Origin of the sequence: Pseudoblastomonas marina, from assembly GCF_034374265.1 — a bacterium.
Lineage (GTDB): Bacteria > Pseudomonadota > Alphaproteobacteria > Sphingomonadales > Sphingomonadaceae > Alteriqipengyuania_A > Alteriqipengyuania_A marina.
The window spans coordinates 437,842-462,462 of record NZ_CP139718.1; the positions used below are offsets into that span (position 1 = coordinate 437,842).

General features: G+C 65.5%; 25 protein-coding genes. 16 read left to right on the plus strand and 9 right to left on the minus strand.

Annotated elements, in window-relative coordinates; translation table 11 throughout:
• Window positions 1–3 precede the first annotated feature (3 nt).
• From rsmA to T8S45_RS02170, 4 genes are all read right to left on the minus strand, one after another.
• On the minus strand, window positions 4–822 hold the full coding sequence (gene rsmA / locus T8S45_RS02155; protein WP_322294503.1) for a 16S rRNA (adenine(1518)-N(6)/adenine(1519)-N(6))-dimethyltransferase RsmA: 819 nt from the start codon (window positions 820–822) through the stop codon (window positions 4–6).
• Window positions 819–1,820, minus strand: coding sequence for a 4-hydroxythreonine-4-phosphate dehydrogenase PdxA (pdxA, locus tag T8S45_RS02160; protein ID WP_322294504.1), 1,002 nt, complete (start codon window positions 1,818–1,820; stop codon window positions 819–821). Before pdxA ends, rsmA begins: the two co-directional genes overlap by 4 nt.
• Before the next feature lie 4 nt (window positions 1,821–1,824).
• Window positions 1,825–3,189 (minus strand): peptidylprolyl isomerase, encoded by a 1,365-nt coding sequence (locus T8S45_RS02165; protein WP_188641417.1) that lies wholly within the window; start codon window positions 3,187–3,189, stop codon window positions 1,825–1,827.
• Between the two features lie 142 nt (window positions 3,190–3,331).
• A complete protein-coding gene (locus tag T8S45_RS02170; RefSeq protein WP_322294505.1) occupies window positions 3,332–5,665 on the minus strand; it encodes an LPS-assembly protein LptD in 2,334 nt (777 codons plus the stop codon).
• Window positions 5,666–5,763: 98 nt separating this feature from the next.
• Between T8S45_RS02170 and T8S45_RS02175 the strand changes: the two genes are divergently transcribed.
• The 6 genes from T8S45_RS02175 (at window position 5,764) to T8S45_RS02200 (ending at window position 9,752) form a co-directional block, all read left to right on the plus strand.
• Window positions 5,764–7,203, plus strand: coding sequence for a leucyl aminopeptidase (locus tag T8S45_RS02175; protein ID WP_322294506.1), 1,440 nt, complete (start codon window positions 5,764–5,766; stop codon window positions 7,201–7,203).
• A gap of 55 nt (window positions 7,204–7,258) precedes the next feature.
• On the plus strand, window positions 7,259–7,678 hold the full coding sequence (locus T8S45_RS02180) for a DNA polymerase III subunit chi (RefSeq protein ID WP_322294507.1): 420 nt from the start codon (window positions 7,259–7,261) through the stop codon (window positions 7,676–7,678).
• A 31-nt stretch (window positions 7,679–7,709) separates the two neighbouring features.
• Window positions 7,710–8,198, plus strand: a complete 489-nt coding sequence (locus tag T8S45_RS02185; RefSeq protein WP_322294508.1) for a hypothetical protein — start codon at window positions 7,710–7,712, stop codon at window positions 8,196–8,198.
• 115 nt (window positions 8,199–8,313) lie between these two features.
• Window positions 8,314–8,736 (plus strand): nucleoside-diphosphate kinase, encoded by a 423-nt coding sequence (ndk, locus tag T8S45_RS02190; protein ID WP_188641422.1) that lies wholly within the window; start codon window positions 8,314–8,316, stop codon window positions 8,734–8,736.
• 90 nt (window positions 8,737–8,826) lie between these two features.
• A complete protein-coding gene (locus tag T8S45_RS02195; protein ID WP_188641423.1) occupies window positions 8,827–9,219 on the plus strand; it encodes a VOC family protein in 393 nt (130 codons plus the stop codon).
• A 95-nt stretch (window positions 9,220–9,314) separates the two neighbouring features.
• Complete coding sequence (locus tag T8S45_RS02200; protein WP_188641424.1) at window positions 9,315–9,752, plus strand: nuclear transport factor 2 family protein; 438 nt, start codon at window positions 9,315–9,317, stop codon at window positions 9,750–9,752.
• On the opposite strand, the gene purN is transcribed toward T8S45_RS02200, so the two are convergent.
• Together purN and purM are read right to left on the minus strand one after the other, a co-directional pair.
• Window positions 9,749–10,714 (minus strand): phosphoribosylglycinamide formyltransferase, encoded by a 966-nt coding sequence (gene purN / locus T8S45_RS02205; protein WP_188641425.1) that lies wholly within the window; start codon window positions 10,712–10,714, stop codon window positions 9,749–9,751. The genes T8S45_RS02200 and purN overlap by 4 nt on opposite strands.
• Window positions 10,704–11,801, minus strand: a complete 1,098-nt coding sequence (purM, locus tag T8S45_RS02210; RefSeq protein ID WP_188641426.1) for a phosphoribosylformylglycinamidine cyclo-ligase — start codon at window positions 11,799–11,801, stop codon at window positions 10,704–10,706. Before purM ends, purN begins: the two co-directional genes overlap by 11 nt.
• Before the next feature lie 65 nt (window positions 11,802–11,866).
• Here purM and T8S45_RS02215 point away from each other — a divergent pair, with 65 nt between their 5' ends.
• The 4 genes from T8S45_RS02215 to T8S45_RS02230 are packed head-to-tail and all read left to right on the plus strand — an operon-like array spanning window position 11,867 to window position 14,816.
• On the plus strand, window positions 11,867–13,126 hold the full coding sequence (locus tag T8S45_RS02215) for a heavy-metal-associated domain-containing protein (RefSeq protein ID WP_188641427.1): 1,260 nt from the start codon (window positions 11,867–11,869) through the stop codon (window positions 13,124–13,126).
• Window positions 13,123–13,758: an HdaA/DnaA family protein gene (locus tag T8S45_RS02220; RefSeq protein WP_322294509.1), complete on the plus strand. Its 636-nt coding sequence runs from the start codon at window positions 13,123–13,125 to the stop codon at window positions 13,756–13,758. The genes T8S45_RS02215 and T8S45_RS02220 overlap by 4 nt, the downstream gene beginning before the upstream one ends.
• A 15-nt stretch (window positions 13,759–13,773) precedes the next feature.
• Window positions 13,774–14,472 carry a serine O-acetyltransferase EpsC gene (gene epsC / locus T8S45_RS02225; protein WP_188641429.1) on the plus strand — a complete coding sequence of 233 codons (699 nt, stop codon included), beginning with the start codon at window positions 13,774–13,776 and terminating at the stop codon, window positions 14,470–14,472.
• Window positions 14,469–14,816, plus strand: coding sequence for a DUF2794 domain-containing protein (locus tag T8S45_RS02230; RefSeq protein ID WP_188641430.1), 348 nt, complete (start codon window positions 14,469–14,471; stop codon window positions 14,814–14,816). The genes epsC and T8S45_RS02230 overlap by 4 nt, the downstream gene beginning before the upstream one ends.
• On the opposite strand, the gene T8S45_RS02235 is transcribed toward T8S45_RS02230, so the two are convergent.
• The 3 genes from T8S45_RS02235 to T8S45_RS02245 all read right to left on the minus strand — a co-directional run bounded on the left by T8S45_RS02235 (window position 14,813) and on the right by T8S45_RS02245 (window position 17,410).
• Window positions 14,813–15,151 carry a hypothetical protein gene (locus tag T8S45_RS02235; protein ID WP_188641431.1) on the minus strand — a complete coding sequence of 113 codons (339 nt, stop codon included), beginning with the start codon at window positions 15,149–15,151 and terminating at the stop codon, window positions 14,813–14,815. The genes T8S45_RS02230 and T8S45_RS02235 overlap by 4 nt on opposite strands.
• 150 nt (window positions 15,152–15,301) lie before the next feature.
• Window positions 15,302–16,393 (minus strand): hypothetical protein, encoded by a 1,092-nt coding sequence (locus tag T8S45_RS02240; protein WP_322294510.1) that lies wholly within the window; start codon window positions 16,391–16,393, stop codon window positions 15,302–15,304.
• Between the two features lie 108 nt (window positions 16,394–16,501).
• Entirely contained in the window at window positions 16,502–17,410 is a 909-nt protein-coding gene (locus tag T8S45_RS02245) for an SDR family NAD(P)-dependent oxidoreductase (protein WP_188641433.1), read from the minus strand.
• A 188-nt stretch (window positions 17,411–17,598) separates the two neighbouring features.
• Between T8S45_RS02245 and glmU the strand changes: the two genes are divergently transcribed.
• The 6 genes from glmU (at window position 17,599) to T8S45_RS02275 (ending at window position 24,496) form a co-directional block, all read left to right on the plus strand.
• Window positions 17,599–18,966, plus strand: a complete 1,368-nt coding sequence (glmU, locus tag T8S45_RS02250; protein ID WP_322294511.1) for a bifunctional UDP-N-acetylglucosamine diphosphorylase/glucosamine-1-phosphate N-acetyltransferase GlmU — start codon at window positions 17,599–17,601, stop codon at window positions 18,964–18,966.
• Between the two features lie 107 nt (window positions 18,967–19,073).
• The gene (locus T8S45_RS02255; protein WP_322294512.1) at window positions 19,074–19,580 is read left to right on the plus strand and encodes a hypothetical protein; all 507 of its coding nucleotides are present in this window, start codon (window positions 19,074–19,076) and stop codon (window positions 19,578–19,580) included.
• Window positions 19,581–19,611: 31 nt separating this feature from the next.
• Window positions 19,612–19,839 (plus strand): ribbon-helix-helix domain-containing protein, encoded by a 228-nt coding sequence (locus T8S45_RS02260; protein ID WP_322294513.1) that lies wholly within the window; start codon window positions 19,612–19,614, stop codon window positions 19,837–19,839.
• Window positions 19,836–20,201: a PIN domain-containing protein gene (locus T8S45_RS02265; protein ID WP_188641437.1), complete on the plus strand. Its 366-nt coding sequence runs from the start codon at window positions 19,836–19,838 to the stop codon at window positions 20,199–20,201. The genes T8S45_RS02260 and T8S45_RS02265 overlap by 4 nt, the downstream gene beginning before the upstream one ends.
• Before the next feature lie 14 nt (window positions 20,202–20,215).
• On the plus strand, window positions 20,216–22,039 hold the full coding sequence (glmS, locus tag T8S45_RS02270; RefSeq protein WP_188641438.1) for a glutamine--fructose-6-phosphate transaminase (isomerizing): 1,824 nt from the start codon (window positions 20,216–20,218) through the stop codon (window positions 22,037–22,039).
• Between the two features lie 93 nt (window positions 22,040–22,132).
• Window positions 22,133–24,496 carry a putative bifunctional diguanylate cyclase/phosphodiesterase gene (locus tag T8S45_RS02275; RefSeq protein WP_322294514.1) on the plus strand — a complete coding sequence of 788 codons (2,364 nt, stop codon included), beginning with the start codon at window positions 22,133–22,135 and terminating at the stop codon, window positions 24,494–24,496.
• Window positions 24,497–24,621: the final 125 nt, after the last annotated feature.

The window sequence follows — 24,621 nt, forward strand, 5'->3', positions numbered from 1 at the left end:
CGATCACGAGAGCTCTTTCGCAAGCGCAACATAATCGGCGACGGAGAGGGTTTCGGCACGACGCGTAGGCTCGATCCCGATCGCCTCGAGTGCGGCGATCGCGCCGGGTACCGATTTGAGCGACTGGCGCAGCATCTTGCGCCGCTGGCCGAAGGCCGCTTCGGTCAGCCGCGAAAGGATCGTCGGGCCTACCTTTTCGGGCATGGTTGCGGGCTCGATATGGACGATCGCGCTCATGACCTTGGGCGGGGGCGTGAAGGCGCTGCGGTGGACCTTCATCGCCAGCGACGCGCGCGAGCGCCACTGCGCGAGCACGGCGAGCCGGCCATAGGTGCCGGAACCTTCCTTAGCGACGATCCGATCGGCGACCTCGCGCTGGAACATCAGCGTGAGCGAGGTCCATGCAGGCGGCCATGCCTTGGCCGACAGCCAGTCGACCAGCAGCGCGGTGCCGACATTGTAAGGCAAGTTGGCGACCACCGCATACGGCGCGTCGAACAGCGAATCGTGATCGACATCGAGCGCATCGCCCTCGATCACCGTGAGCTGGCCGGGGAAAGCTTCCTCGAGCTCGGCGAGGGCGGGAAGGCACCGGGCATCGCGTTCGATCGCGGTGACTTTCGCGCCGGCGCGCAGCAGCGCCCGGGTCAGGCCGCCCGGGCCGGGGCCGATCTCGAGCACCGGACGTCCCGCGAGATCGCCGGGGACGGCCGCGATCCGGTCGAGCAATTGTTCGTCGAACAGGAAGTTCTGGCCGAGCGCCTTGCTGGCAGAAAGCCCGTGGCGGGCGATGACGTCGCGCAAGGGGGGGAGGCCGCTCATCCGCGCCGCGCCGCCATCTCGCCCGCCATCTTCAGAGCGGCGATCGTGGCGCCCGGATCGGCGATCCCCTTGCCCGCTATCGCGAAGGCGGTGCCGTGGTCGGGCGCGGTGCGGATGAAGGGCAGACCCAGCGTCACGTTGACCCCCTGGTCGAAATCGAGCGCCTTGACCGGGACCAGCGCCTGATCGTGATACATGCACAAGGCCGCGTCATAGGTCGTCCGGGCGCGGGGGGCGAACAGGGCGTCTGCCGGGTGGGGACCTGTCACCGACAGGCCGTCCGCTTCGAGCGCGGCGATGGCGGGTGCGATGATGCGAGCCTCCTCGTCACCGAAAGTGCCGTTTTCCCCGGCATGCGGATTGAGTCCCGCGATTGCTAGGCGCGGTCGGGTGAGGCCGAAGTCGCGCTCCAGCGCCGCAGCCACGATCCGTGCGCGCGACACGATCAGGCCGGTGGTGAGGCGCGCGGGAACCTCCGCCAGCGCGACGTGGATCGTGAGCGGGACGGTGCGCAGGCTGGGTCCGGCGATCATCATCGCCACATCGTCGGGGCCGAGCCCCGCGGCGTCGGCGAGGAATTCGGTCTGGCCCGGAAAGGTGAAGCCGGTCGCCTGCAGCTGAGCCTTCGAGACCGGACCGGTGATTACGGCTCCGGCCCGACCGTCTTGCGCCAGTCGGGTTCCCTGCTCGAGTGACGCGCGGGCGATCGTGGCTCCGGCTTCGTTGGGGGAGCCGGGGCCGTAATGCCCGTCCTTGCCCTCGAGAACCGGAAGCGCCGCGTCGAACTGCGCGTCGGTCGCAGACGGATCATCTATTGCCGCGATGGTGACCTTCAGGCCGCAATGCGCCGCGGCTTCTTCGAGCACCCGGCGTCCGCCGCAGACGAAGAACGGTTGCAGGCTGTGTCGATCGCGTTGCAGCCAGGCTGCCAATGCCAGTTCGGGGCCGATCCCGGCCGGATCGCCCAGCGTCAGCGCGAGCGGGACCGGATCGGGCAAGCGATCAACCGCCGACGAGTTCGGTGCCCGAGCCGTAGGTCACGATCGCATCACGGCGCAGGTCGCGCAGGAAGGCCTGCGCGCGCTTCTGGATGCGTTCGTCTTCGAGATCGGCGAGCACCTTGTCGAAATCGGGTGCGGCAGCAACCTGCGGATCGTCGCGGCCGCACAGCATCAGCACACTGATCGAGTTGTCGCTCGCCGGGAAGGGGCGCGTGACCTGGCCGAGCGAGAGCGAAAGCAGTTCGCCCTGCAGGCTCGCAGGAAGGTTGCGCGCGGGCACTTCCTGGTTGCGCACGACGTTGAGCCCGAATTCCGCGCCGCCGCGATCGAGATCGCCGCAACCACGAATCGAGCGGACCTTGCCGAGATAGTCGGCCTGGAAAGCCTGGAAGGATTCCTCGGTCAGGCCGGCGGGCAGTTGCGCCGAGATCTGCGCCAGGCTCAGCAGGGCATCTCGCGGATCGGTGGTCAGCACGCGGCGCTTGTCGCGCAGGAGGAGGATCGAATAGCCGCCGGGGACTTCGACCGGTCCAAGCACCTGACCGACCTGCATACCGCGCAGTTTTTCGGCAATCACCGGATCGATCCGGTCGAGTCGGAGCCAGCCCGAATCGCCGCCATTGGCCGCGGTCGAGATCTGCGAACGGCGTGCGGCGATGGCGCGAAAATCGGCGCCCTGCTGGATCGCCTGCACAATCTGCATCGCGGTCTGGCGGACCTGCTGATCGGTTTCGGGCGTAGCCGGCAGTGCGATCTCGCCGTAGAAATATTCCTCTTGACCCTTAGCCGCTTCCTGGCGGGCGATGATCTCGCGAACCTCTTCCTCCGACACGTTGACGAAGGGCGAGACATAGCGCGACAGCAGGCGCTGCCACGCGAGTTCGGCACGGATCTTGAACTTCAGGGCTTCGGACGAGGTGCCGAACTGGGCGAGGTATTCGTCCATCACGTTGGGGTTCTGGCCGAAGTTCTGCTGCGCGACGCGATTGAAGGTCTGCATGACGCGTTCGTCCTCGACCGCCATGTCGTCTTCGGTCGCCTTCTGGATCTGGATCAGCTCGTCGATCAGGCGATTGCGGATCGCCACGCGCAGCTGGTTCATTTCCTCGGGCGCGATCTCTTCGTCGCGGCCCAACAGTTCGAGTGCGATCCGACGCTCGATGTCGGTCCCGGTGATGATCGCTCCGCCGACCTTGGCCGAAGCCAGTCGCAGGTCGGGGTTTTGGCCGAGCAGCGTGGGATTGTCGGGAATGTCCAGGCCGCCGACATCGCCGACCTGCGCCGCAGCGGGCTGGGCCGAGAGGGCCATGGCGGCAACGGAAAGGAGCGCGCCGATGAACGGACGAAGCGCGAATTTCTTCATCATGTGGATCTCGATATCATCCAAAATTGCGGTTGCCCGAAGCGGGAAGCGACCCCTGGACGAGCTGGCCGGAGAATCTGCCCGCCGACGGATTAACCGTCGCTGAGCCGTGTGCAAGGTCGGATAGCGGGTTTGACGGCCTTCTTCAATCGAAGCCCAGCCCCAACAGGTTGACGCTGAGGATAAAGGTGTTGCCGCGCACGGCGTCGCCGGTGGTCACGTAATCGCGCCGCCAGGTCAGGCCGAGCTCGAGGCAATCGTCGCGATAGGCCACGCCGAGCCGCGAGCGCAGCAGATCGAATCCGTCCGCCGTGAGTGTCGGGTCCTCGTCGCGATCGGTGAGGTTGGCGACCATCGAGCCGAACACCGACCAGTAGTCGAACAGCGCCAGCCGACCGGCGAGACGCAATTCCTCGCGGTCGCGCAGATCCTCGATCGCAAGGTCGACATTGCGGTTCAGCCGCAGGTAGCCGATTTCGAGATAAGTCCGACTGCTGCCCACGACCGCGTCGAATTCATTGCGCCGCACCGCGAAGTTGTCCTTGTCGAGCCGGAACCGATGGGTGACCTTGACGAAATCCTTGTAGCGGATCTCGGTGCGCCCGACGAAGTCGGAAACATTGCCCGACAGCCCGGTGCCGTCGGGCAGGATCGTCTTTTCCTCGCTCAGCCGATAGGATTGGCCGACCGTGGCGAAGATGCGCCAGCCGGGAAATTCAGCGCGCCAGTCGACCCCGTAGGTGAGCCTCACCCCGTCCTCGACCCGGTCGTAACCGGGGAAACGATTGAGCGCGAACAGGTTGCTCGTTTCGAGGTCGATCGCACGGCTGTCCTCGTTCGGGATCGCGAGGTTGCGCAATTGCGGGCTCGCCACCAGCTGGACCCGCGGCGTGAGCACCTGCGTGCCGCCGAGGAATTCGCCCACGAACGGCCATTTGACGTCGGCCGCCGCGGTGACGATGCCGCGGGTCTGCCATCCTTCGATCCCGCGATAGAGCGCGGTGGGAGTGCGGGCATTGTCGTCCGAATGGTACACGTCACCCCGCACCAGCGCGGTCAACGTTAATTGCTGCCCCAGCGGGGTAATCCGCCGCCAGTCCCACTGCGCCTTGGCGAAGGCGCGCTGCGTGTCCTGGCCCTCGGGCCGCAGGATGTTGAGCGAGTTGACCTGCAGCGTGACATTGCCGCCGGCGATCGGATCGGCGATCCGGGTGCGAAAATCGACGGCCGGCAGCGCCATCGGAACCTGTCCCTGGTCCTGCCCCGCGCGCAGTGTCTGCGTCGCCCAGCCGGCGAGGGTGAAATAGGTATCCTGCGAGATGTACTCGGCGTTGACGGTCGAGCGCAGCCGGTCCTCACGGCTGATGTCGTAACGTCGCAGGAAGGTGCGGTCGGACGCGATCCGGGTCGAATGGGTGAGCGACCAGTTCTCATCGAACTGGAACTTGCCGTTGGTGAACAGATAGCCGCGGAATTGGTCGCCCGCCTCGCTGGTGGTGCCGGCGATCGAACGTTTCTCCGAATAGGTTGCGTATCCGGTCGCCTGGAACGCCCCCTGGTCGGTCAGGTGGCGATATTGCGCCGATACCATCGGCGGGGCTTCGGTGTAGAGATAGCCCGAAACCAGCAGGTCCCGGTTCTTGTCGAGCCGCACATAATAGCTGTCGCTGATCTCGATCCCGTTGCTCTCGGAAAAGCGCACGTCGGGGATCAGCGCGCCCGATACCGCGCGCCCGTCGGTGGTCACCGACAGGCCCGGCAGCGGGACGAGACGTGCGCCAAACAGCTCGAGATAGGCTCCGTCGAAACGCAGGACCTGGTCGCTTTCGTCGTAGACGACGCGCCGCGCCGTGATCCGCCAGCTGGGATCCTTGGGGCAGCCGTCCCCGGTCTGGACGGCGCAGGCGGAAAACGCCGCCCGGTCGAGTGCGATATCGCCGTTCGCGTCGCGCTGCGCCTCGGCCGCTGCGAGCCGGCCGCCCTGCGCCAGCACCAGCAACAGGTCCTGCATCGCGCCGGCATCGAGCTCGTCGGTCAGTTCGACCCGGTCGGTGAGCAGCTGGTTGCCTTCGCCGTCGACCACCCGCACATTGCCTTCGGCCACGATATCGCCGGTGGCTTCGTTCCAGCGCACCAGGTCGGCGCGCACCGAGCGTTCGCCCTGGCGCAGCACGACATTGCCGCGCGCGGTGACGGCAGAACTGCCGGCATCGTATTCGACGCTGTCGGCCTCGAACCCCACGCGGCCTTCACCGGGGTCCGCGATCGCGGGAACCGGAGCGGTCTCGGCATCCTGCAGCTCGAGCGACGGGATCTGGTCGGGAGGCGTTTCCTCGGTTTTATCCTGCGCGCTCTCGACGCCCGGGGCATCGCCGGATTGCGCCAGCGACTGGCTCGGCCAGAGCGCAAGCGTCGCCACGCCTCCCAGCAATGCGGCATGCCGCACGAAACCTTGCCAATCGCTAACCCGCCGGACCATGGCTTGCCTATCGCACCGCCCGCGCCTAATCGCAATCGCACTTTCGCGAGGCCCCTGGGCCCCATGCGACCCCTGCAGAATCACTCCCTGGAGACCACATGAAAATCCGTTTCGCCGATAGTACCAGCGACAATTCCGCGCTGCGTATCGTTCCCGTTGCCAAGGACAGCCTGCCCGCTTCCCTGCCGCAAGCGGTTAAGGACGCGGCCGAGCGCGCCCGCTTCGCCGGCAAGGGCGGGCAGGTGCTCGAACTGTTCCACGATGGCGAGCGGATGGCGCTGGTCGGCACGGGGGACGACAACAAGCCTGCCTCCTTCGAGAAGGCCGGCGGTGCCGTCGTCGCGAAATACTGGACCAGCGGTGAAAAGGTGATCGCTCTCGACGTGTCGGAAAGTGGTCTCGATGGCGCGCAGATCGCTTCGATCCTCCTCGGTATGCGCTCCCGCAACTGGCGCCACGAACGCTTCCGCACCAAGCTGAAGGACGACCAGAAGCGCACGCTCGAGACGATCGAGGTCGTCGGCGGTCCCGCGGACGCAGCGGACGCATGGGAAATCGAGTCGGCGGTTGCCGACGGGATGGACCTGACCCGTCACCTCGTCGCCGAGCCGGCCAACACGATCTATCCCGAAACCTTCGTCGATTATTGCCGCGAGGCCTATGCAGGCACGGGGCTCGAGATCACCGTGCTCGATAAGGACCAGATGACCGCGCTCGGCATGGGCTCGCTGCTCGGCGTGGCTCAGGGCTCGGTGCGCGAACCGCGCCTGCTGTGCGTCAAGTGGAGCGGTGGTGCCGCGGACGAGGCGCCGACCGCCTTCGTCGGCAAGGGCGTAACCTTCGATACCGGTGGTATTTCGCTCAAGCCGGGGCCGGGAATGGGCGACATGAAATTCGACATGGGCGGCGCGGGTGCCGTGGCCGGTGCCATGCTGACGCTCGCCAAGCGCAAGGCGAAAGCGAACGTGATCGGCGTTTGCGGGCTGGTCGAGAACATGCCCGATGCCGCCGCGCAGCGTCCGGGCGACGTCGTGACCTCGATGTCGGGCCAAACGATCGAAGTGCTCAACACCGATGCCGAAGGCCGACTCGTGCTCGCCGATGCGCTGCACTGGGTTCAGGTCGAGCACAAGCCTGCGCGGATCATCGATTTCGCCACGCTGACCGGTGCAATGATCATCGCGCTCGGCAGCGAGCATGGCGGACTGTTTTCGAACAATGACGAACTCGCCGAAGACCTGCTCTCCGCGGGCATCGAGAGCGGCGACAAGCTGTGGCGTTTCCCGCTCTCGCCCGCTTACGACAAGCTGCTCGACAGCCCGATCGCGGATATGCAGAACATTGGCCCGAAGGGGGCCGGTTCGATCACCGCTGCGCAGTTCATCCAGCGATTCATCATGGACGACACGCCGTGGGCGCATTGCGATATCGCCGGCATGGTCTGGGCGGAAAAGCCCGGCGCGACCTGGGACAAGGGCGCCACCGGTTACGGCGTGCGCCTGATCGACCGCTTCATTCGCGACACGGTGGAGTCCTGAGCCCCGCGCCGACGTCCAGGAGTCGCCGGGAAATCGGCTGGCGAAGCGAGGCCTGATGCGGGTCGATTTCTACGTTCTCGGCAATGCCGCGCCCGAAAGCATTGTTCCGGCGCTCGCGGCCAAGTCGGTCCGGGCGGGCGAGCGCCTGCTGGTGGTGTCGGCCCATTCGGCCCAGCGCGCGGCGCTGTCCGACGCGCTTTGGTCGCAGGACGGGTTCCTTGCCCACGGTGAGACGCATCGCGAGCGCCAGCCGATCCTGCTCGGGGACACACTCGATGCGGCAAACGGCGCGAAGCTGCTCTGCCTTGCCGACGGTGAATGGCGCGAGGATCCGGCTTTCGAGCGGATCTTCTACCTGTTCGACGACGATCACCGCGATGCGGCCCGGCAGGTCTGGCGCGATGTTTCGGCGCGCGACGGGGTCGAAGCCTATTTCTGGAAGCAGGACGGTGGCAAATGGCGGCAGGGTCCCTGAACTGCTAAGGTCCTAGACGAAGGAGAAAATCATGCGTGTTACCGCCGCATTGCTGGCCGTTTCCCTGCTCGCCGCCTGTTCGGATGCGGGCGAAGATGGCACCAAGGTCACAACGCCGGAAGGCGAGGTGACGATCGACGATACCGAGAACGGCGATGTCCGGATCACGAGCAAGGACGGCAAGTCGGTGTCGATCGACCAGCGCAAAGGCAATGACGCGCAGTGGCCGAAAGGGTTCGCTCCCTATCCCGGCGCGACCGTCACCAGCGACATCGCGATGGGCGGCGACAGCGGATCGGGCAAGATCATCGCCTTCACTTCGGACGACACGCCGCAGCAAGTGGCGGACTTCTATCGCCGCCAGGCCGAAGCGGCCGGATTCGAAATCGAGATGGCGCTGTCGGTCAATGATGGCCGGATGGTCGCGGGCGAAAAGTCCGACGGGACTGGCTTCGCGATCAACGCTTCAGCCGACGAGGAAGGCACCTCCGCCTCGCTGACGGTCGGCCGCAGCCGCTAACCCTGCCGTCGCGCAAATACGCGACATGCTTGCCCCCTGCGCGCGCGGGCGCTAGGGGCGCGCGCGAGAACAATCTCCCTCTTCGAACTCCAATCGAACATCCAAGGAATTCCCCATGGCGGTTACCCGCACCTTTTCGATCATCAAGCCCGACGCCACGCGTCGCAACCTCACCGGTGCCGTCACCAAGATGCTCGAAGAAGCCGGCCTGCGTGTCGTCGCTTCCAAGCGCATCAAGATGACCCGCGAACAGGCCGAAGGCTTCTACGAAGTCCACAAGGAACGCCCGTTCTACGGCGAACTGTGCGATTTCATGACCTCGGGCCCGGTCGTCGTGCAAGTCCTCGAAGGCGAAGACGCCGTGAAGCGCAATCGCGACATCATGGGCGCGACCAATCCCGACGACGCCGACGAAGGCACGATCCGCAAGACCTACGCCGAATCGATCGAAGCCAATTCGGTCCACGGCTCGGACAGCGACGAGAACGCCGCCAAGGAAATCGCTTTCTTCTTCGACGAAGACGAAATCGTCGGCTGAACTCTTCCGGCACATGCTGGTAACAAACAGGCGGCGCACCCCGACGGGTGCGCCGCTTGTTTCGTTTCGGGGGCACCCCATCTGGCGCGAATGAACCGCAAACCGCGCCTCGACCACCTCACCATCCTCTATACCGACCGCGAGGCAAGCGAGCGGCACTACGGGATCCTTCTGCCCCTGATCGGTTTCAGCTCTCCCAAGCCGGGAATCTGGACCGACGGCGACGGCTTCTGGCTGCAGTTCCAGAAGGCGAAGGCGGAAACGTCACCTTATGAGCGCTACGGCGCGGGATTGAACCACTGGGGCTTCGCTATGGAAACTCCCGAAGCGGTCGAGGAATTGAGGTCTGCCTTGATCGACCAGGGTATTGCCGTTCAGGAGATCCAGGATCTCGGCGGCGCGCGCGCGCTGTTCCTCCCCGATCCCGATGGATTGCGGGCCGAATTCACTTGGTACCCCGAAGGAATGGCGGCGGTGGGGTGACGTAATAAAACTACAATATGCAGCCGATCTGACGCCGTAAATTGCTTGGGTTAATCGATTCGCGCAAAGTTCGTTCGGCTGCTATGCCGAGTCGCATGGTGTGGAAATCCCGACAGGCACTGCGCGTGGTCGACGGTTTTATTGCCGCCGTTAATGCACATGACGCCCGCTCGGCCGCCCAGCTGCTCCATCCCGACGTGACCTATATCGACAGTGTCGGCGGGCGGATCCGGGGCCGCGACGATTGCGCGCTCGCCCTCGAGCGGTTTGCGCATCTCGACGATCTTTTCACGATGCACATCGACAAGAAGACGGTGACCTTGCCCGAGGTCTTGCTGACCGGCTTCACCACGGCGCGCGATCCGCGCCTCGCGAGCAAGACATTGTGGCGCGCGGAAGTGAGGGACGGAATGCTTTACGCCTGGCAGAGCTTCGGACGCGGCAATCCGCCCCCGCTCGCGCGCATGCTGATGCAGAAGCGTCCGGCACCCACCGGCGGCAGCTTCGCCAGCCTGCTCGTCGGAACGCCCTAGAACTCGTCTGCGACCTGCTGCAGCTTCGCCAGGCGCTTGGGCGCGACCGCGGCCCAGCTGCGCGCCAGCCAGTCGTCGACATGATCCCAATCGGTATCGGGCCGGTCGAGCCGGAGCGCGATCCAGCCCGCAGTTCCGTAATAGGCGGGGCGGTAATAGCGCTCTGGGTCGCGCTCGATCAGCGCGTTCATCTCGTCGACCCCGCTCGTCTTGACCAGGAGCGAGATCGCTTCCTCGCCGTGATGGCGATCGCTGAAATAGGCGAAGTATTTGCCGCTCTTGCCCGCCAGCTTCCAGCCCGGCGCACCGTGGCTCGGGCGCTCCTCGGTCTCGACCTGGGCCAGTGCCAGCTCGCGAACGCGCTGCAGCAGCCAGTCCGGATCGTAGCATCGCCCGACATACCGACCGAGCACGCGCGGATAGAGCTGGTGTTCGGCAAATTTCACCCGTGCGGCGAGCGTCTCGGGCGTGTCTTCGGAGCGGATCGCGATCTCGAGCTGGCCGAGCACCGGCCCGTCGTCCAATTCGGGCGTTACCAGGTGAACCGAGCAACCATGCGTCGCATCGCCCGCCTCGAGCGCGCGGGCGTGCGTGTCGAGCCCCTTGTACTTGGGTAGCAGCGAGGGATGGATATTGAGCAGGCGTCCTTCCCAGCGCGAGACGATTTCAGCCCCGAGAATCCGCATATACCCTGCCAGCGCGATGTATTGTGCGCCGCTTTCGCGGATTGCCGCATCCATCGCCGCATCGTGCTCGGTGCGGTCCATTCCGCGATGCGCCAGCGCGAATGTCGGCACATTTTCGTCGCGCGCGAGCGCGAGGCCTTCGGCATCGGGATCGTTGCTCGCGACGAGTACGATCTCGTAGGGGGAATCGTCGAACCTGCTCGCATAGAGCAGCGCGGCCATGTTGGTGCCGGTGCCCGACAGCAGTACCGCGACTTTCGCGCGTTCACGCGTCATGCGTCGCCGACCAGTCCTCTTGCGCCGCCCATGTCCCCTGCGAACCCTTCACCGTGCAGCCACGGGTCCCCTCGGAGATGCGGCCGATCGAGAACACGGTTTCGCGGGCCGCTTCGAGATCAGAGGTTACCGAGGCGACTTCGTTAGCCGCCACCGCCAGCACCATGCCGATGCCGCAGTTGAAGGTGCGTGCCATCTCGGACGGCTCGATATTCCCCTGCGCCTGGAGGAAAGCCATCAGCCCGGGCTGGTCCCAAGCGTCGGCGTCGACGGTGGCGTGCAGGCCCTCGGGCAGAACCCGCGGCAAGTTCTCCAGCAGGCCACCTCCGGTGATATGGGCGAGGGCATGGATCCGGCCGCTGCGGATCACCGGGAGAAGGCTCTCGACATAAATGCGCGTCGGCTCGATCAGCGCGTCGATCAGCAGCCGTTCGTTGTCGAACAGCGCCGGACGATCGAGCTTCCAGCCCTTGTCCGCGGCGAGCCGCCGCACCAGTGAATAGCCGTTTGAATGCACGCCCGAACTGGCCAAGCCGAGCAGCACGTCGCCCGCCGCGACCCTGTCGCCGGTCAGCTGCTCGCCGCGTTCGACCGCACCGACACAGAAACCCGCAAGATCGTAGTCGCCCTCGGCATACATGCCCGGCATTTCCGCCGTTTCGCCGCCGATCAGCGCACAGCCAGCCTGTTTGCAGCCGTCCGCGATGCCCCCGATCACGCGTTCCGCGATGCCGTTCTCGAGTTTCCCGGTGGCGAAATAATCGAGGAAGAACAGCGGTTCGGCGCCCTGAACGATCAAATCGTTCACACACATCGCGACGAGATCGATCCCGACGGTGTCGTGGCGACCATGGTCGATCGCGAGCTTAAGCTTGGTGCCGACGCCGTCATTCGCAGCGACCAGCAGGGGATCGGCGTAACCGGCCGCCTTGGGATCGAAAAAGCCTCCGAATCCGCCGATCTCGCCATCCGCGCCGGGGCGCGCCGTGGCCTTCACCAGCGGGCCTATGGCCTTGACCAGTGCATTGCCGCTTTCGATCGAGACACCCGCTTTTGCGTAGGTGTAACTGTCCTTGTCCGCCGTCATATCCGGCTCCATACGCTTTCGCGCTTGGATTTCCACGCCCCATTGGGCAAAAGCCCACCGGTTCGATGATCTCGCTAGCTTCGCCTCTCCGTATTCCGTCCGTTACCCGCCGTACGATCGTGGTCGTGGCGGCGCTTGCGCTCGCGCTGTGTGGGGTGGCGCTGTGGGCGCAGGTCGAGGGAGAGCGCGGGATCGCGCCGCTCGCCAGCACCGGCGATATCGAGGTCTACGACATCGAGGTCGATACCACCGGATCGGACGGCGACGACGCGCGCGAGAAGGGCTGGATCGAAGCGCGGCGCAAGGGCTGGGCCAAGCTCGGCGGACCCGAGATGTCCGATTCGCAACTCGAAGGCATGTCGAGCGCAATCATCATCCAGCGCGAGCAGATCGGCGCGCGCCGCTACATCGCGACGCTCGGCGTGGTGTTCGATCGCCAGCGCGCCGGGCAGTTCGTCGGCGGGACGCGTGGCGGTTCGCGCTCGGCCCCGCTGCTGACGATCCCCGTGCTCTACACCGCCGGGACCGCGCAGGTGTATGAAGTGCGCGGGCCGTGGCAGCGCGCCTGGGCGCAATATCGGGCTGGCGACAGCCGCATCGACTATGTTCGCCCTTCGGGCTTCGGCGGCGAATCGCTGTTGATTACGGCGGGCAATCCCGCGCAGCGCAGCCGGATCTGGTGGCGTAACGTGCTCGGCCAGTTCGATGCGTCGGACGTCATCATGCCGATGGCCGAGCTCGACTTTTCTTATCCTGGCGGCCCGGTCGACGGGACTTTCACCGCGCGCTACGGCCCCGACAACACCTATCTCTACAGCTTCGAGATGCGCGCCGAGAGCCAGGAGCAACTGCCGCAGATGCTGGCGCGCGCGGTCGAGCGGATGAACACCGCTTACGAAGTCGCGCTCGAACGCGGGCTGCTCAAGCCCGACAGTTCGTTGCAGCGCACGCAGACGATCCCGGCCGAGATCGCCGCGTTGATCGAGGCCGGGCGGCGCGCGCTCAACCCACCGCCGGCCCCGGAACCGACGATCACGCCGGAAGAAACCGATCCCGATGCGCCCGCGCCACGCCAGACCTCGGTGCCTGTCCAGTCCTTCCAGCTCCAGTTCGCCTCGCCCGATGCGGCGGCGATCGACAGCACGCTGGCGGCAGTGCGGGGCGTGCCGGGCGTCGGCAGCGCTTCGATCCGTTCGACCGCGCTCGGGGGCACCTCGGTACTCTCGGTGATCTTCACCGGTGACGAAGACACGCTGCGCTCGGGCCTGCGCGATGCCGGTTTCAATGTCAGCGGCAGCGGCAACCGGCTGACCATATCCCGATGACCGAAAAGGCGCGGCAGATCGCGCTGCCGCTGTCGGCGGCGATGCCGGGCGATGCGCGGCGGATCGTGCTCGGCAACGGGAATCGCGCAGCCGCTGAGGCGCTCCAGGCCCCCGAGGGGTGGCCGTTTCACACCGCCGTGCTCGCCGGACCACCGCGCTCTGGCAAGTCGCTTTTCGCGCGCTGGTTTTCCGGGATGGGAGCGGGCCAGTCGATCGACGATGCCGACCGAATGGACGAGACCGAGCTGTTCCACCTCTGGAATCGCGCGCAGGAGGCCGGGCGACCGTTATTGCTGACCCGCGCAGCAGGTCCGTGGGACATCCGCCTGTCCGACCTGCGCAGCCGGATGGGGGCAGCGCTCCAGCTTGCGATCGCCCCGCCCGACGATGCGATGTTGGCCGAATTGATCGCCGAGCACGCGGCCGCGCGCGGCGTGCCGATGCCCGATGGCGCGAGCGCCTATCTCGTTCCGCGGGCTACCCGCGATTACGCCGCGATCGAGGAACTCGTCGAGACGATCGACCGTCTGAGCCTTGAAAGAAAACAACCCGCAACCCTTGCGATATGGCGCGATGCGCTCGATATCCTGCAGGGTGGCGATCCGGAAGCGGATCAGCCCGACCTGCTCTAGCGAACGGGAGATGCCATGTTCGGCGGCCTGAAAAGCTATCTCGATTCGATCCGCGCGCGAGATCCCGCGCCGCGCTCGCGCGCCGAGATCCTGCTTTATCCCGGCGTCCTCGCGCTCGGTCTCCACCGAATCGCCCATTGGCTCTATGGCGGTGGGCTGTTCTTCTTCGCGCGGTTCGTGAACCATTTCGCGCGCTTCCTGACTTCGATCGACATCCATCCCGGGGCGAAGATCGGCGCGCGCTTCTTCATCGACCACGGCTTCACCGTGATCGGCGAAACCGCCGAGATCGGCGACGACGTGACGATCTACCAGAACGTCACGCTGGGCGGGACCAATCCTTCCAATGGCGAGCCGGGTAAGCGACATCCCACGATCGGCAACGGCGTGATCATCGGGGCCGGAGCGCAGGTGCTCGGCCCGATCACCGTGGGCGACCGGGCGCGTATCGGTGCCAATGCCGTGGTCACCGATGAAGTGCCCGAAGGCGCGACGATGGTTGGCCTCAAGGCACGCTCGACGCTGATGCCGGTGGAGGAATGGGCAAAGGACTTCATGCCTTACGGGACGCCGTGCCGCGAACCGTGCGAGCCCTGCGAACCGAACGAGGGCCACGAGGAACGCCTCGCCGTCCTCGAGGCCGAACTGGCCGAATTGCGCGCCGCCGTCGCGGCGCACGACGACACCACGTCCGGGGCCAAGACCGGCGGATGAATATCGGAACCGGCATGCTGCTCCCGTTCCCGCGCAAGGGCGGACAGATCGGCTTCGAGCGAGACGAGTTGCAGCGCATCCTCGATGTCTACGGACGCATGGTCGCGGCCGGGCAATGGCGCGATTACGCGATGGATTTCGACCGCGAATACGCCGCTTTCGCTGCCTTCCGCCGCGCCGCCGAACGCCCCGAAGCGCGAATCGAGAAACGCCCGGCGCTGCGCAATCGGCAAGGCATGTGGGCGCTGATCGGCGAGCAGGGCCAAGTGCTCAAGCGCGGCCAGGAACTGAGCGGCGTGCTGGCCCCGATCGAGCGGCGGTTGCTGAAGTCGGTCGGCGACTAGAGGCGTCCGTTCGAAACCTGTCTTCGGCCATAGAGGAAGGCGACGGTGATGATGGTCGGGAAGATGAAGCCCTTGAGATAGGAGAGTGGGTGTCGGCCTTCGGTGAAATCGACCGGTAGGTTCCCGAAATGGGCCCAGTATTGCGACGCAACGAGGCCCCCTATGCTGAGCCACATACCCCACAATCCGCCTCGACGACCTGTTACGACCACGAGAAGGCTGAGCGTTATCGCGAGGCGCAGCACCGATTGAATGTGGTCGAAGATCGAGGGACTGCTGGACCCGGCGGACAGGTACAGATCGCACAGAGTGTAGACGTGGTAGAATACGAGCAAGCCAGCCAGAGCCAGGATGACCAGACTCTGGGCAAACCGAAGCTTCCCTTGTCGTGCAGCCGTAAGGACGTTCACGATCTTTAGCTCTCGTGGGTGGCAGAGGGCAGGAGCGGAAGCACCGGCCCTCTGCCACCCCTCGATCCGGTCACGTCAGGCCGCAGCCAGCTCGGTCGCCGGCAGCTTGGCGCGCCAGTCGCTCGGAAGCTTGGTGACGACCGCCTTGCGGATCGGCGACCAGAAGGCTGAGAGCGAGAGCAGCGCCGATCCGATGATCAGCGCCGTCAGCGCGAAGTTCAGTTCGACGAAGCCGAACTCGCGGAACAGGAAGGTCAGCGCGAACAGCACGTAGGCGAGCGCGGAGACCAGCAGCGCGCGGCGATCGACCGCCAGCGCCACGATCCCGAACAGCACGTAGATCGCGAGAACCCCGATCGCGGCGCCGACCCCGGTCGCTTCGCCGTCGGTCACCCCGATCAGTGAGAACAGCGGGTGGGCAAGCATCGGGGCGGCGAGCAGGTGGAGCCAGAAGGCGACGTCGGCACGCCGGGTCTCGCGCCGGGGGTCGGACACGTCCCAGCGCATCGCGAAAGCGAAGATTGCAAGGCCAGCGACGAACACCAGCGCGAGCACGAAGGTTTCGGGCTCACTCGGCTGCACTGCGGCGATGATCAGGCTGATCACGGTCAGTGCGAGCGCCGCAACCAGCGCGGCGATCGTGATCGGGACCATGAACCGTTTCCAGTGCAGCCACGCGGCACCGGCGGTCACGATGCCGACACAGGCACCGATGATCCCGCCGATCCAGTCTGGGGTGCCATCGCCCGGTCCGATCGCAGCCACCGCGGCGCCCAGAGTCGCGCCGGCGACGCCGAGTACGAAGGCGAGCAGCAGAATGATGCTGGGCAGCGCCATACGGCGCTTGCGAGTGAAGAATTCGGCCAGCATCCAGGCGGTCCCTGCGGCGAGCGCGCCACCGAACAGCATTTGCAACCCGTCGCGCACGATCGTGCCCTCGTCATACGCCCCGCCGATCGCCTGCCCGATCCCGACCGCGGCGAGCAGCATGATGACCACGCCGATCGAAACGAAGATGTCGTTGAAGCCAGTGATGAGGCGAAAATGCTCGGCATCGGCCGGCACGGCGTCCTTCATCGACGCGACATGCGAGCGCAGAGCGCGCGCAGCCTCGTTGCTGATCGCACCCGCTTCGACCGCGGAGCGTAGATCGGTTTCGCTGTACATTGGAAAAACCCTCCCTGTTGGAGCAAGGAGGGTATTCCGAGGTGTATTAGTTTGTCAATACGCCCTTGTGGGCGTCGGTCGAGCGGGGTGGACCGCCGGTGGGAGCGATCAGCCCTGCTGGGCTTTCTGCAACGCCGCCATGATCGCCATCGATTGTTCGCCGCCATTCTGCGGGACGCTGGCATGTTCGACCTTGGAGATTTCGTCCCAATGCGCGGCGAACCCTTCGACCGAGCGCTCGTCCTCGGGCAGGATGACCGGCGTGTTCATGGTGACGAAGCTCGAGTGGTAGCCACCCGCGCCGGCACCGACGATCGCATTGGTCGGGGCGTCCTCGCTGACGAGGTAGAGCGCGGCGGGCACGACGTTTTCCGGGCCGAACATCTTCTGCGCCTGTTCGGGCAGGATATCCTCGGTCATCCGCGTCGCCGCGACCGGCGCAATCGTGTTGCACTTGATGTTGTACTTCGCGCCTTCGAGGTAGAGCGTCTTGGTGAGCCCAGCGAGACCGAGCTTGGCGGCACCGTAATTGGCCTGGCCGAAATTGCCGAACAGGCCGGTGCTGCTCGCGGTCATCAGGATGCGACCGTAATTCTGTTCGCGCATGGTTTCCCACACGGCCTTGGTTGCATAGGCGCTGCCGAGCAGGTGGACCTTGACCACCAGCTCGAAATCGGCCGGGTCCATCTTGGCGAAGCTCTTGTCGCGCAGGATGCCGGCATTGTTGATCAGGATATGGACGCCGCCCCACTTGTCCTTCGCCTGCGCCACGAGGTCGACCATCTGGTCGTAATCGGTGACCGAGGCGCCGTTCGCCATGGCGGTGCCGCCGGCTTCCTCGATTTCCTCGACGACCTTGCCTGCCGCGTCCGAGGCACCGGTGCCGTCGCGCGCGCCGCCGAGATCGTTGACCACGACCTTCGCGCCGCGCTTGGCGAGTTCGAGCGCATAGGCGCGGCCGATGCCGCCGCCGGCTCCGGTGACGATGGCGACCTTGTCGGTGAAATCGATGGACATGGGAGGGGCCTTTCGAAAAGTGCTTTACGGGAGGGTCAATCGCTTAGGATCAATCGGGGGCGAAGTGACATGTTCCGAAACGGCTTGCAACAGCGTGTTTCGCGGGGGCCGATGCCGTAGCGGCAAGGCGGTGCGTAATGCGGCGCAATCTATGGAAACTGTCGCGAAATACTGCCATTGCGCAGGCCATGAGCAAGCATGACCTCGCTATAGTCGTCCTCGCCGCGGGCAAGGGGACGCGGATGAAATCGGACCTCCACAAGGTCCTCCATCCCATCGCCGGACGCCCGATGCTCGAGCACCTGCTCGCCAGCGCCGAGGAACTGTCGCCCAGGCGCCGGGTGGTGATCGTGGGGGCAGGCCGCGAACAAATCGAAGACCAGCTTGGTGAACGCGCGACCTATCGCGTGCAGGAACCCCAGTTGGGGACGGGCCACGCCGTCCAGCAGGCCGAGGACGCGCTCGAGGATTTCGAGGGCGACGTGCTCGTGCTCTACGGCGACGTTCCGTTCGTGAAGTCCGAAACCATGCGTGCGATGACCGAGCGCCTGCACGGCGATGACGAGCCCGCAGTGGTCGTGCTCGGTTTCGAACCCGCCGATCCACTCGCCTATGGCCGCGTCGTAGCGGACGACGACGGCCGCATCTCCAAGATGGTCGAATACAAGGACGCGGACGAGGGCGAGCGCGCTTGCCGGTTGTGCAATTCGGGCCTGATGGCCGCGCGCAAGGGCGACATCTTCGAACTGCTGCGCCGCGTCGGCAACGACAATGCGCAGGGCGAATACTACCTCCCCGATATCGTCAATATCGCGATCGCCGACGGGCGGAGCTGCGCCGCCGTGACCGCCGGCGACGAGGCCGAGGTCGCGGGGATCAACAGCCGCGCCGAGCTCGCCGTGGCAGAGGCGCAGTGGCAGGAGCTCAAGCGCGAAGAGGCGATGGCGGCGGGGGTCACGCTGCGCGCGCCCGACACGGTGTTCTTCAGCTACGATACCGAGATTGCGAACGACGTTACGATCGAGCCGCATGTCGTGTTCGGCCCCGGGGTCAAGATCGCGCGCGGTGCGCTGATCCGCTCGTTCAGCCACCTCGAGGGCGCGACCGTCGGTGAGGATTGCAAGGTCGGCCCGTATGCCCGCCTGCGGCCGGGGGCGGTGATGGAAAAAGACAGCTTCGTCGGCAATTTCGTCGAAATGAAGAAGGCCACGCTGGGCGAGGGCGCCAAGGCCAGCCACCTGACCTATCTCGGCGACACCACGGTGGGTGAGAACGCCAATATCGGGGCGGGCACGATCACCTGCAATTACGACGGCTATTTCAAATACCGCACCGAGATCGGCGCGCGCGCCTTCATCGGATCGAATTCAGCGCTGGTCGCGCCGGTACGGATCGGCCGCGACGCGATCGTCGCCGCCGGCAGCACGGTCACCCGCGACGTCGAGGATGGCGAGATGCGGATGGAGCGCGCCGAACAGCTGGTTAAACCCGGCTGGGCCGATCGATTCCACGACGCGATGAAGAAGAAGAAGGCCGCCGAAAAGGACAAGAAGTGAGAGCCATCGGGCCACTATTTTGCGTGCTGGCCTTGGCGGGCTGCGATACATCCGACGCGGATAAGTCGGACGCCGAAACCGTGATAGAGACAGGCGAGGAAGGGGCAATGGCCGAGGCCGCGCCGCAACAGGATTCGACCCTCTCCCCGGCAAACCACCCCACCACCTCGGCCTGCGCCGAAACCGAAGCGACGATCTTCAGCTGCACCATACGCGACGGACGCACCATCGCGGTGTGCGTGCAGCGCGACGAGCAGGGCCGCCAATACGCGCAGTACCGTTTCGGGCAGGGCGACGAACCGCCCGAGCTCGCCTGGCCGACCAGTTTCGACGAGCGCGGCATGCAATGGGCCTCGGTGCCTTATTCCGGTGGCGGCGAGGCGCAATTGAGCTTCGCGCGCGGCGACGTCCGTTACGTGATCTACAGCCGAGTGATCCGGACCAATTTCACGCCAGGCGAGCCGAACGATCCTAGGTTCGAAGACGGGGCATATGTCTATCGCGGCGAGCGCAGGATATCCTCGTTGCCTTGCGCCGGCGAAGCTGCCCGCCCGGTCAGCGTCGCGATGGCCGAGCGCTTTGCCGAACAGCAGGACACGCTCTTCACCGATTGACATGATATCATAGCGTGATATCAGCCTGGCCATGCGCACGCTGGTCGAGATTCCCGACGACGATATCAAGTGGCTCGATCGCCGCGCCGAGGAACTCGGCGTGTCGCGCACGGCTCTGGTGCGCGAGGCGGTCGCGCAGATGCGCTTGGGCTCCTCGCGGCGCGCGATCGACGAATATTTCGGTATCTGGCGGGATCGCAGCGATGTCGGCGAGGGGCAGGCATATCAACGCCGTATCCGCAACGGGAAGGGCGCATGACCGGCGTGCTGTTCGACAGCGCGATCCTGGTCGACGCGCTGGTCGGCCTCCCCGATGCGCGGACCGAGCTTATCAAGCATCCGGAACGCTGGATCACCCGGCTTGGCTGGACCGAAATCCTTGCCGGCGCGAAGGACGATTCCGAGCGGGTCGAAGCCTTCATCGACAATTTCAAGGTCGTCGAGCTGGGCGAGGACGTCGCCCGCCGCGGTGCGTCCTTGCTGCAACAGAACCCCCAGATGGCACTCGGCGACGCGATCGGGCTCGCCGCCGCGCAGGTCACCGGTCGGATCTACATCACGCGAAACACCCTCGCCTTCCCCCGGGCGATGCCGGGTGTGCGCATTCCCTACACGCTCTGAGAGAGGAATAATCCATGTGCGGAATCATCGGTATCGTCGGCAATCGCGCGGTTGCGGACCGGCTCGTCGACGGGCTCAAGCGGATGGAATATCGCGGCTATGATAGCGCCGGGATCTGCACGCTCGACAATGGCGAGATGATCCGCCGCCGGGCCGAGGGCAAGCTCTCCAACCTCGTCGCCGAACTGTCCGACAATCCTGCGCCTGGCGATATCGGGATCGCCCACACCCGCTGGGCCACCCACGGTGCGCCGACCGCCAACAACGCGCATCCGCACGCCACCGAGCATGTCGCGCTGGTGCATAACGGCATCATCGAGAATTTCCGCAGCCTGCGCGAGGAACTGCGCGCCAAGGGGCGCACCTTCGAAAGCGAGACCGACAGCGAAGTCGTTGCGCACATGCTGTCCGAAGAGGTCGAGAACGGCGCCTCGCCCGAGGAGGCGGTCAAATCGGTCCTGCCGCGCCTGCGCGGTGCCTTCGCGATCGCAGTTGCGTTCAAGTCGCATCCCGACATGCTGATCGGCGCGCGGCTCGGCTCGCCGCTGGTGGTCGGATACGAGGACGGCGAGACCTATCTCGGCTCGGACGCGCTGGCGCTAGCGCCGCTGACCCAGCAGATCGCCTATCTCGAGGAAGGCGACTGGGTGGTGATCGAGCGCGACGGTGCGACGATCTACGACGCGGAGAACAACCCGGTCGAGCGCGAGGTCAAGCAGTCGGGCGCGTCGGCCGCGGCGATGGAGAAGGGCGAATATCGTCACTTCATGCTCAAGGAGATCTTCGAACAGCCGACCGTCGTCGCGCAGACGCTGGGATCCTACGTCCGCCAGGAAAACCGCTCGGTCGCGCTGCCGCAGCTCGATGTCGATCTCGGCGCGATCGAACGCGTCACGATCGTCGCCTGCGGCACGTCCTATTATGCCGGCCTGGTTGCCAAATACTGGTTCGAACAGTTCGCCCGCCTGCCGGTCGACATCGATGTCGCGAGCGAGTTCCGTTACCGCGAGCCGGTGCTCGAACCGGGCGGATTGGCGCTGTTCATCTCGCAGAGCGGCGAGACCGCCGATACGCTCGCCGCATTGCGCCACTGCAAGGAAAACGGCCAGACGATCGGCGCGGTCGTCAACGTACCGACCAGCACCATGGCGCGCGAGGCCGACGTTTTGCTGCCGACACATGCGGGCCCCGAGATCGGCGTCGCCTCGACCAAGGCGTTCACCTGCCAGCTGGCAGTCCTGGCGGCGCTCGCGGCACATATGGCGGTCAAGCGCGGGCGCCTGTCCCGCGACCAGGAACAGGAAATCGTCGACCACCTGCTCGAAACCCCGGCCTGCCTCAACGCTGCGCTCGATCGCGACGACGATATCGCTGCCATGGCGCCGCTGATTGCGCCGGCGCGCGACGTTCTCTATCTCGGCCGCGGGCAGGACTATCCGCTGGCGATGGAAGGCGCGCTCAAGCTCAAGGAAATCAGTTACATCCACGCCGAGGGTTATGCCTCGGGCGAAATGAAGCACGGCCCGATCGCACTGATCGACGACAACGTGCCGGTGATCGTCATCGCGCCCTCTGGCCCGTTGTTCGAAAAAACGGTGTCGAACATGCAGGAAGTTTCCGCGCGCGGCGGCAAGATCGTGCTGATTTCGGATGCCGAAGGGATCGCCGAGGCGGGCGAGGGCTGCATGGCGACGATCCAGATGCCGCGCGTCCATCCGCTGATCGCACCGCTCGTCTATGCCGTGCCGGTGCAACTGCTCGCCTACCACGTGGCCGTGGCGAAAGGTACCGACGTCGATCAGCCGCGAAATCTCGCAAAATCGGTCACCGTCGAATAGAAATGGTTAATCGCCTGAAAATACGCCGGTTTTTTTCGATTGTTTGAGAAGTCCTTTACGCTCCGCTAACGGTTTTTTGCTATCGCGCAGCCTGTGAAGGATCGGGAACACAACTCGGCGAAGCTGCCGCAGAGCCTCTCCTCGCTGGCAGTGCTTGGGCTCAAGCAACCGGCCGGTGAGGGGTGGGAGTGGCTGCGCGGGCTGCAATATGCCTGCCTGCCCCGGATCGCCCTTGCCCGCGTCCTGTTCCATGCCCTGGCCGCCGCCGCGACCGTTTCGGTGTTCTGGAACATCGGCAACCGCTACGCGATCATGGCTTGGCTCGCGGTGCTGGGTGCTGCGGTGTTCTTCAACTGGCGCAAGGACATCGGCATGCGCGATGCCGACAAGCGTCGCATCAACAAGCAGGAAATCGAGAATCACGCACGCGGCGCGCTTGCGACCGCAGCCGCCTGGGTGGTGCCGGTTGCCGCCTTCGGACCGTTCGCCGGGGTCGAGGCGCAACTCGAGCTGTGGGCGATCATCGTCCTGCTGCTGACTGCCAATGCGATCACGCTTGCGGCGGTTCCGCTCGGGACGGTGCTGTTCGGCCTGCTCGTCGGCACCGTGGCGGCCGCCGGTTTCGGTTACAACGGAATGTGGGAGATGGTCGTGCTGACTGTCGTCTATGTCCCGCTCGTGACCATCGGGACGATCGGCTCTGCGCGCAGCTTCCTGGCGGCGCGGATCGCCGAGGCCGGCGTTGCCGAAAAGAGCGAAGTCGTCTCGATGCTGCTGCGCGAATTCGAGGAAGGCGAGGGCGACTGGCTGTGGGAAATCGACACCGCCCGCCGGGTGCGTTCGGTTTCGCCGCGCTTCGCCTATGCGATGGGCCGCGAATCGAAGGACATCGACGGCCTGCCGCTGGTCCAACTCATCGCTGGCTCGAACTGGGAAAGCGGCCAGTTCCACAGTTCGCTCCACGATCTCGCCGAGCGCCTCAAGCGCCGCGACAGCTTTTCCGACCTGTTGGTCAAGGTCACGATCGACGGTGAAGATCGCTGGTGGGAATTGTCGGGCACTCCCAAGCTCGACGAGAACGGCAATTTCGACGGGTTCCGCGGGGTCGGGTCGGACGTGACCGAGCAGCGCGAGTCCAGCGAGAAAATCGCCTACATGGCGCGTTACGATACGCTCACCGGACTGCCCAACCGTATGTGCCTCACCGAGGCCCTGGGCGGGGCCCTCCGTTTCGCGGCGCAATGGCGCACGCGCTGCGCGTTCCTGATGATCGATCTCGACCGCTTCAAGGCGGTCAACGATACGCTCGGCCACCTGGTCGGCGACAAGCTGCTCGCGATGGTCTCCGAACGGCTGCAGGAACTGATGAGCGAGAACGAGACCTGCGGACGACTCGGCGGGGACGAATTCGCGATCGTCATCCGCGACGCTTCCGACCTTAGCCACGTGAACCGGATCGCCCAGACCGTGATCACGCGGCTGTCGCAGCCCTACGAGGTTGACGATCACACGCTATTCGTCGGCGCGAGCGTGGGGTCGGCGATCGGCCCCCGCGACGGCAAGACGGTCGAGACGCTGATGCGCAACGCCGACCTCGCGCTGTACCGTTCGAAGGACGAGGGCGGCGGCAAGCACTATACGTTCGAGCCATCGCTGCACGCATCGGCCGAGGAACGCCGCCAGCTCGAATTCGCGCTACGGAGCGCGCTTGAACGCGAGGAACTGACGCTCAACTTCCAGCCCGTCGTCGACGCCAACAAGGAAAACGTGCTCAGCTTCGAAGCGCTGGTGCGCTGGAACAGCGCCGAACACGGCTTCGTGAGCCCGGGCAAGTTCATCCCGCTGGCCGAGGATACCCGCCTGATCGTTCCGATCGGCGAATGGGTGCTGCAGGAAGCGTGCATCCAGGCGATGACCTGGCCCGACGACATTCGCGTCGCGGTCAACGTCTCGGGCGAACAGCTGCTCGATCCCAATTTCTCGGCTTCGGTCGTCAATGCGCTGGCGGTCAGCGGGCTGGCCCCGAACCGACTCGAGATCGAAGTCACAGAAAGCATCTTCGTGCGCGACGACAGCGCCGCGCGCACCACGCTCGAGCAGTGCATGGCGCTCGGCTGCGGGGTCGCGCTCGACGATTTCGGGACCGGCTATTCCTCGCTCGGCTACCTGCGCAAGATGCGCTTTTCCACGATCAAGGTCGATCGCAGCTTCGTTCAGGGTGCTGCGGTCGACAATCCGGAAAGTCTCGCGATCATTCGTGCGGTGGTCGCGATGGCCGACAGCCTCGACATGACCACCACCGCCGAGGGCGTCGAGACCGAAGAAGAGCTCGCCATGGTGCGCAAGCTCGGCTGCACCAAGATCCAGGGCTTCTACTACGGTCGTCCGATGCCCGCCGCCGATGCCCGTGCGCTGTTCTCGAACGATCGTACCCCGGCCCAGGGCGCGGCGGCCTGACTTTCTTACCGCACGCCCATCCGGGCTAACGTCACCGCGGCGGTTCTCTCCGCTTCGCTACGAAGCCGCTGCGGGCGGGCAGTCGCCCTTGCCTTGGCCTGATTGGACTGCGGACGTCCCTCTCG

Excerpts from the sequence above, each read along its gene's own strand:
- rsmA (WP_322294503.1), bottom strand. The coding sequence starts at position 822 with ATGAGCGGCCTCCCCCCCTTGCGCGACGTCATCGCCCGCCACGGGCTT.
- T8S45_RS02165 (WP_188641417.1), bottom strand. The coding sequence starts at position 3,189 with ATGATGAAGAAATTCGCGCTTCGTCCGTTCATCGGCGCGCTCCTTTCC.
- T8S45_RS02170 (WP_322294505.1), bottom strand. The coding sequence starts at position 5,665 with ATGGTCCGGCGGGTTAGCGATTGGCAAGGTTTCGTGCGGCATGCCGCA.
- T8S45_RS02175 (WP_322294506.1), top strand. The coding sequence starts at position 5,764 with ATGAAAATCCGTTTCGCCGATAGTACCAGCGACAATTCCGCGCTGCGT.
- T8S45_RS02180 (WP_322294507.1), top strand. The coding sequence starts at position 7,259 with ATGCGGGTCGATTTCTACGTTCTCGGCAATGCCGCGCCCGAAAGCATT.
- T8S45_RS02185 (WP_322294508.1), top strand. The coding sequence starts at position 7,710 with ATGCGTGTTACCGCCGCATTGCTGGCCGTTTCCCTGCTCGCCGCCTGT.
- ndk (WP_188641422.1), top strand. The coding sequence starts at position 8,314 with ATGGCGGTTACCCGCACCTTTTCGATCATCAAGCCCGACGCCACGCGT.
- T8S45_RS02195 (WP_188641423.1), top strand. The coding sequence starts at position 8,827 with ATGAACCGCAAACCGCGCCTCGACCACCTCACCATCCTCTATACCGAC.
- T8S45_RS02200 (WP_188641424.1), top strand. The coding sequence starts at position 9,315 with ATGGTGTGGAAATCCCGACAGGCACTGCGCGTGGTCGACGGTTTTATT.
- purN (WP_188641425.1), bottom strand. The coding sequence starts at position 10,714 with ATGACGCGTGAACGCGCGAAAGTCGCGGTACTGCTGTCGGGCACCGGC.
- purM (WP_188641426.1), bottom strand. The coding sequence starts at position 11,801 with ATGACGGCGGACAAGGACAGTTACACCTACGCAAAAGCGGGTGTCTCG.
- T8S45_RS02215 (WP_188641427.1), top strand. The coding sequence starts at position 11,867 with ATGATCTCGCTAGCTTCGCCTCTCCGTATTCCGTCCGTTACCCGCCGT.
- T8S45_RS02220 (WP_322294509.1), top strand. The coding sequence starts at position 13,123 with ATGACCGAAAAGGCGCGGCAGATCGCGCTGCCGCTGTCGGCGGCGATG.
- epsC (WP_188641429.1), top strand. The coding sequence starts at position 13,774 with ATGTTCGGCGGCCTGAAAAGCTATCTCGATTCGATCCGCGCGCGAGAT.
- T8S45_RS02230 (WP_188641430.1), top strand. The coding sequence starts at position 14,469 with ATGAATATCGGAACCGGCATGCTGCTCCCGTTCCCGCGCAAGGGCGGA.
- T8S45_RS02240 (WP_322294510.1), bottom strand. The coding sequence starts at position 16,393 with ATGTACAGCGAAACCGATCTACGCTCCGCGGTCGAAGCGGGTGCGATC.
- T8S45_RS02245 (WP_188641433.1), bottom strand. The coding sequence starts at position 17,410 with ATGTCCATCGATTTCACCGACAAGGTCGCCATCGTCACCGGAGCCGGC.
- glmU (WP_322294511.1), top strand. The coding sequence starts at position 17,599 with ATGAGCAAGCATGACCTCGCTATAGTCGTCCTCGCCGCGGGCAAGGGG.
- T8S45_RS02255 (WP_322294512.1), top strand. The coding sequence starts at position 19,074 with ATGGCCGAGGCCGCGCCGCAACAGGATTCGACCCTCTCCCCGGCAAAC.
- T8S45_RS02260 (WP_322294513.1), top strand. The coding sequence starts at position 19,612 with ATGCGCACGCTGGTCGAGATTCCCGACGACGATATCAAGTGGCTCGAT.
- T8S45_RS02265 (WP_188641437.1), top strand. The coding sequence starts at position 19,836 with ATGACCGGCGTGCTGTTCGACAGCGCGATCCTGGTCGACGCGCTGGTC.
- glmS (WP_188641438.1), top strand. The coding sequence starts at position 20,216 with ATGTGCGGAATCATCGGTATCGTCGGCAATCGCGCGGTTGCGGACCGG.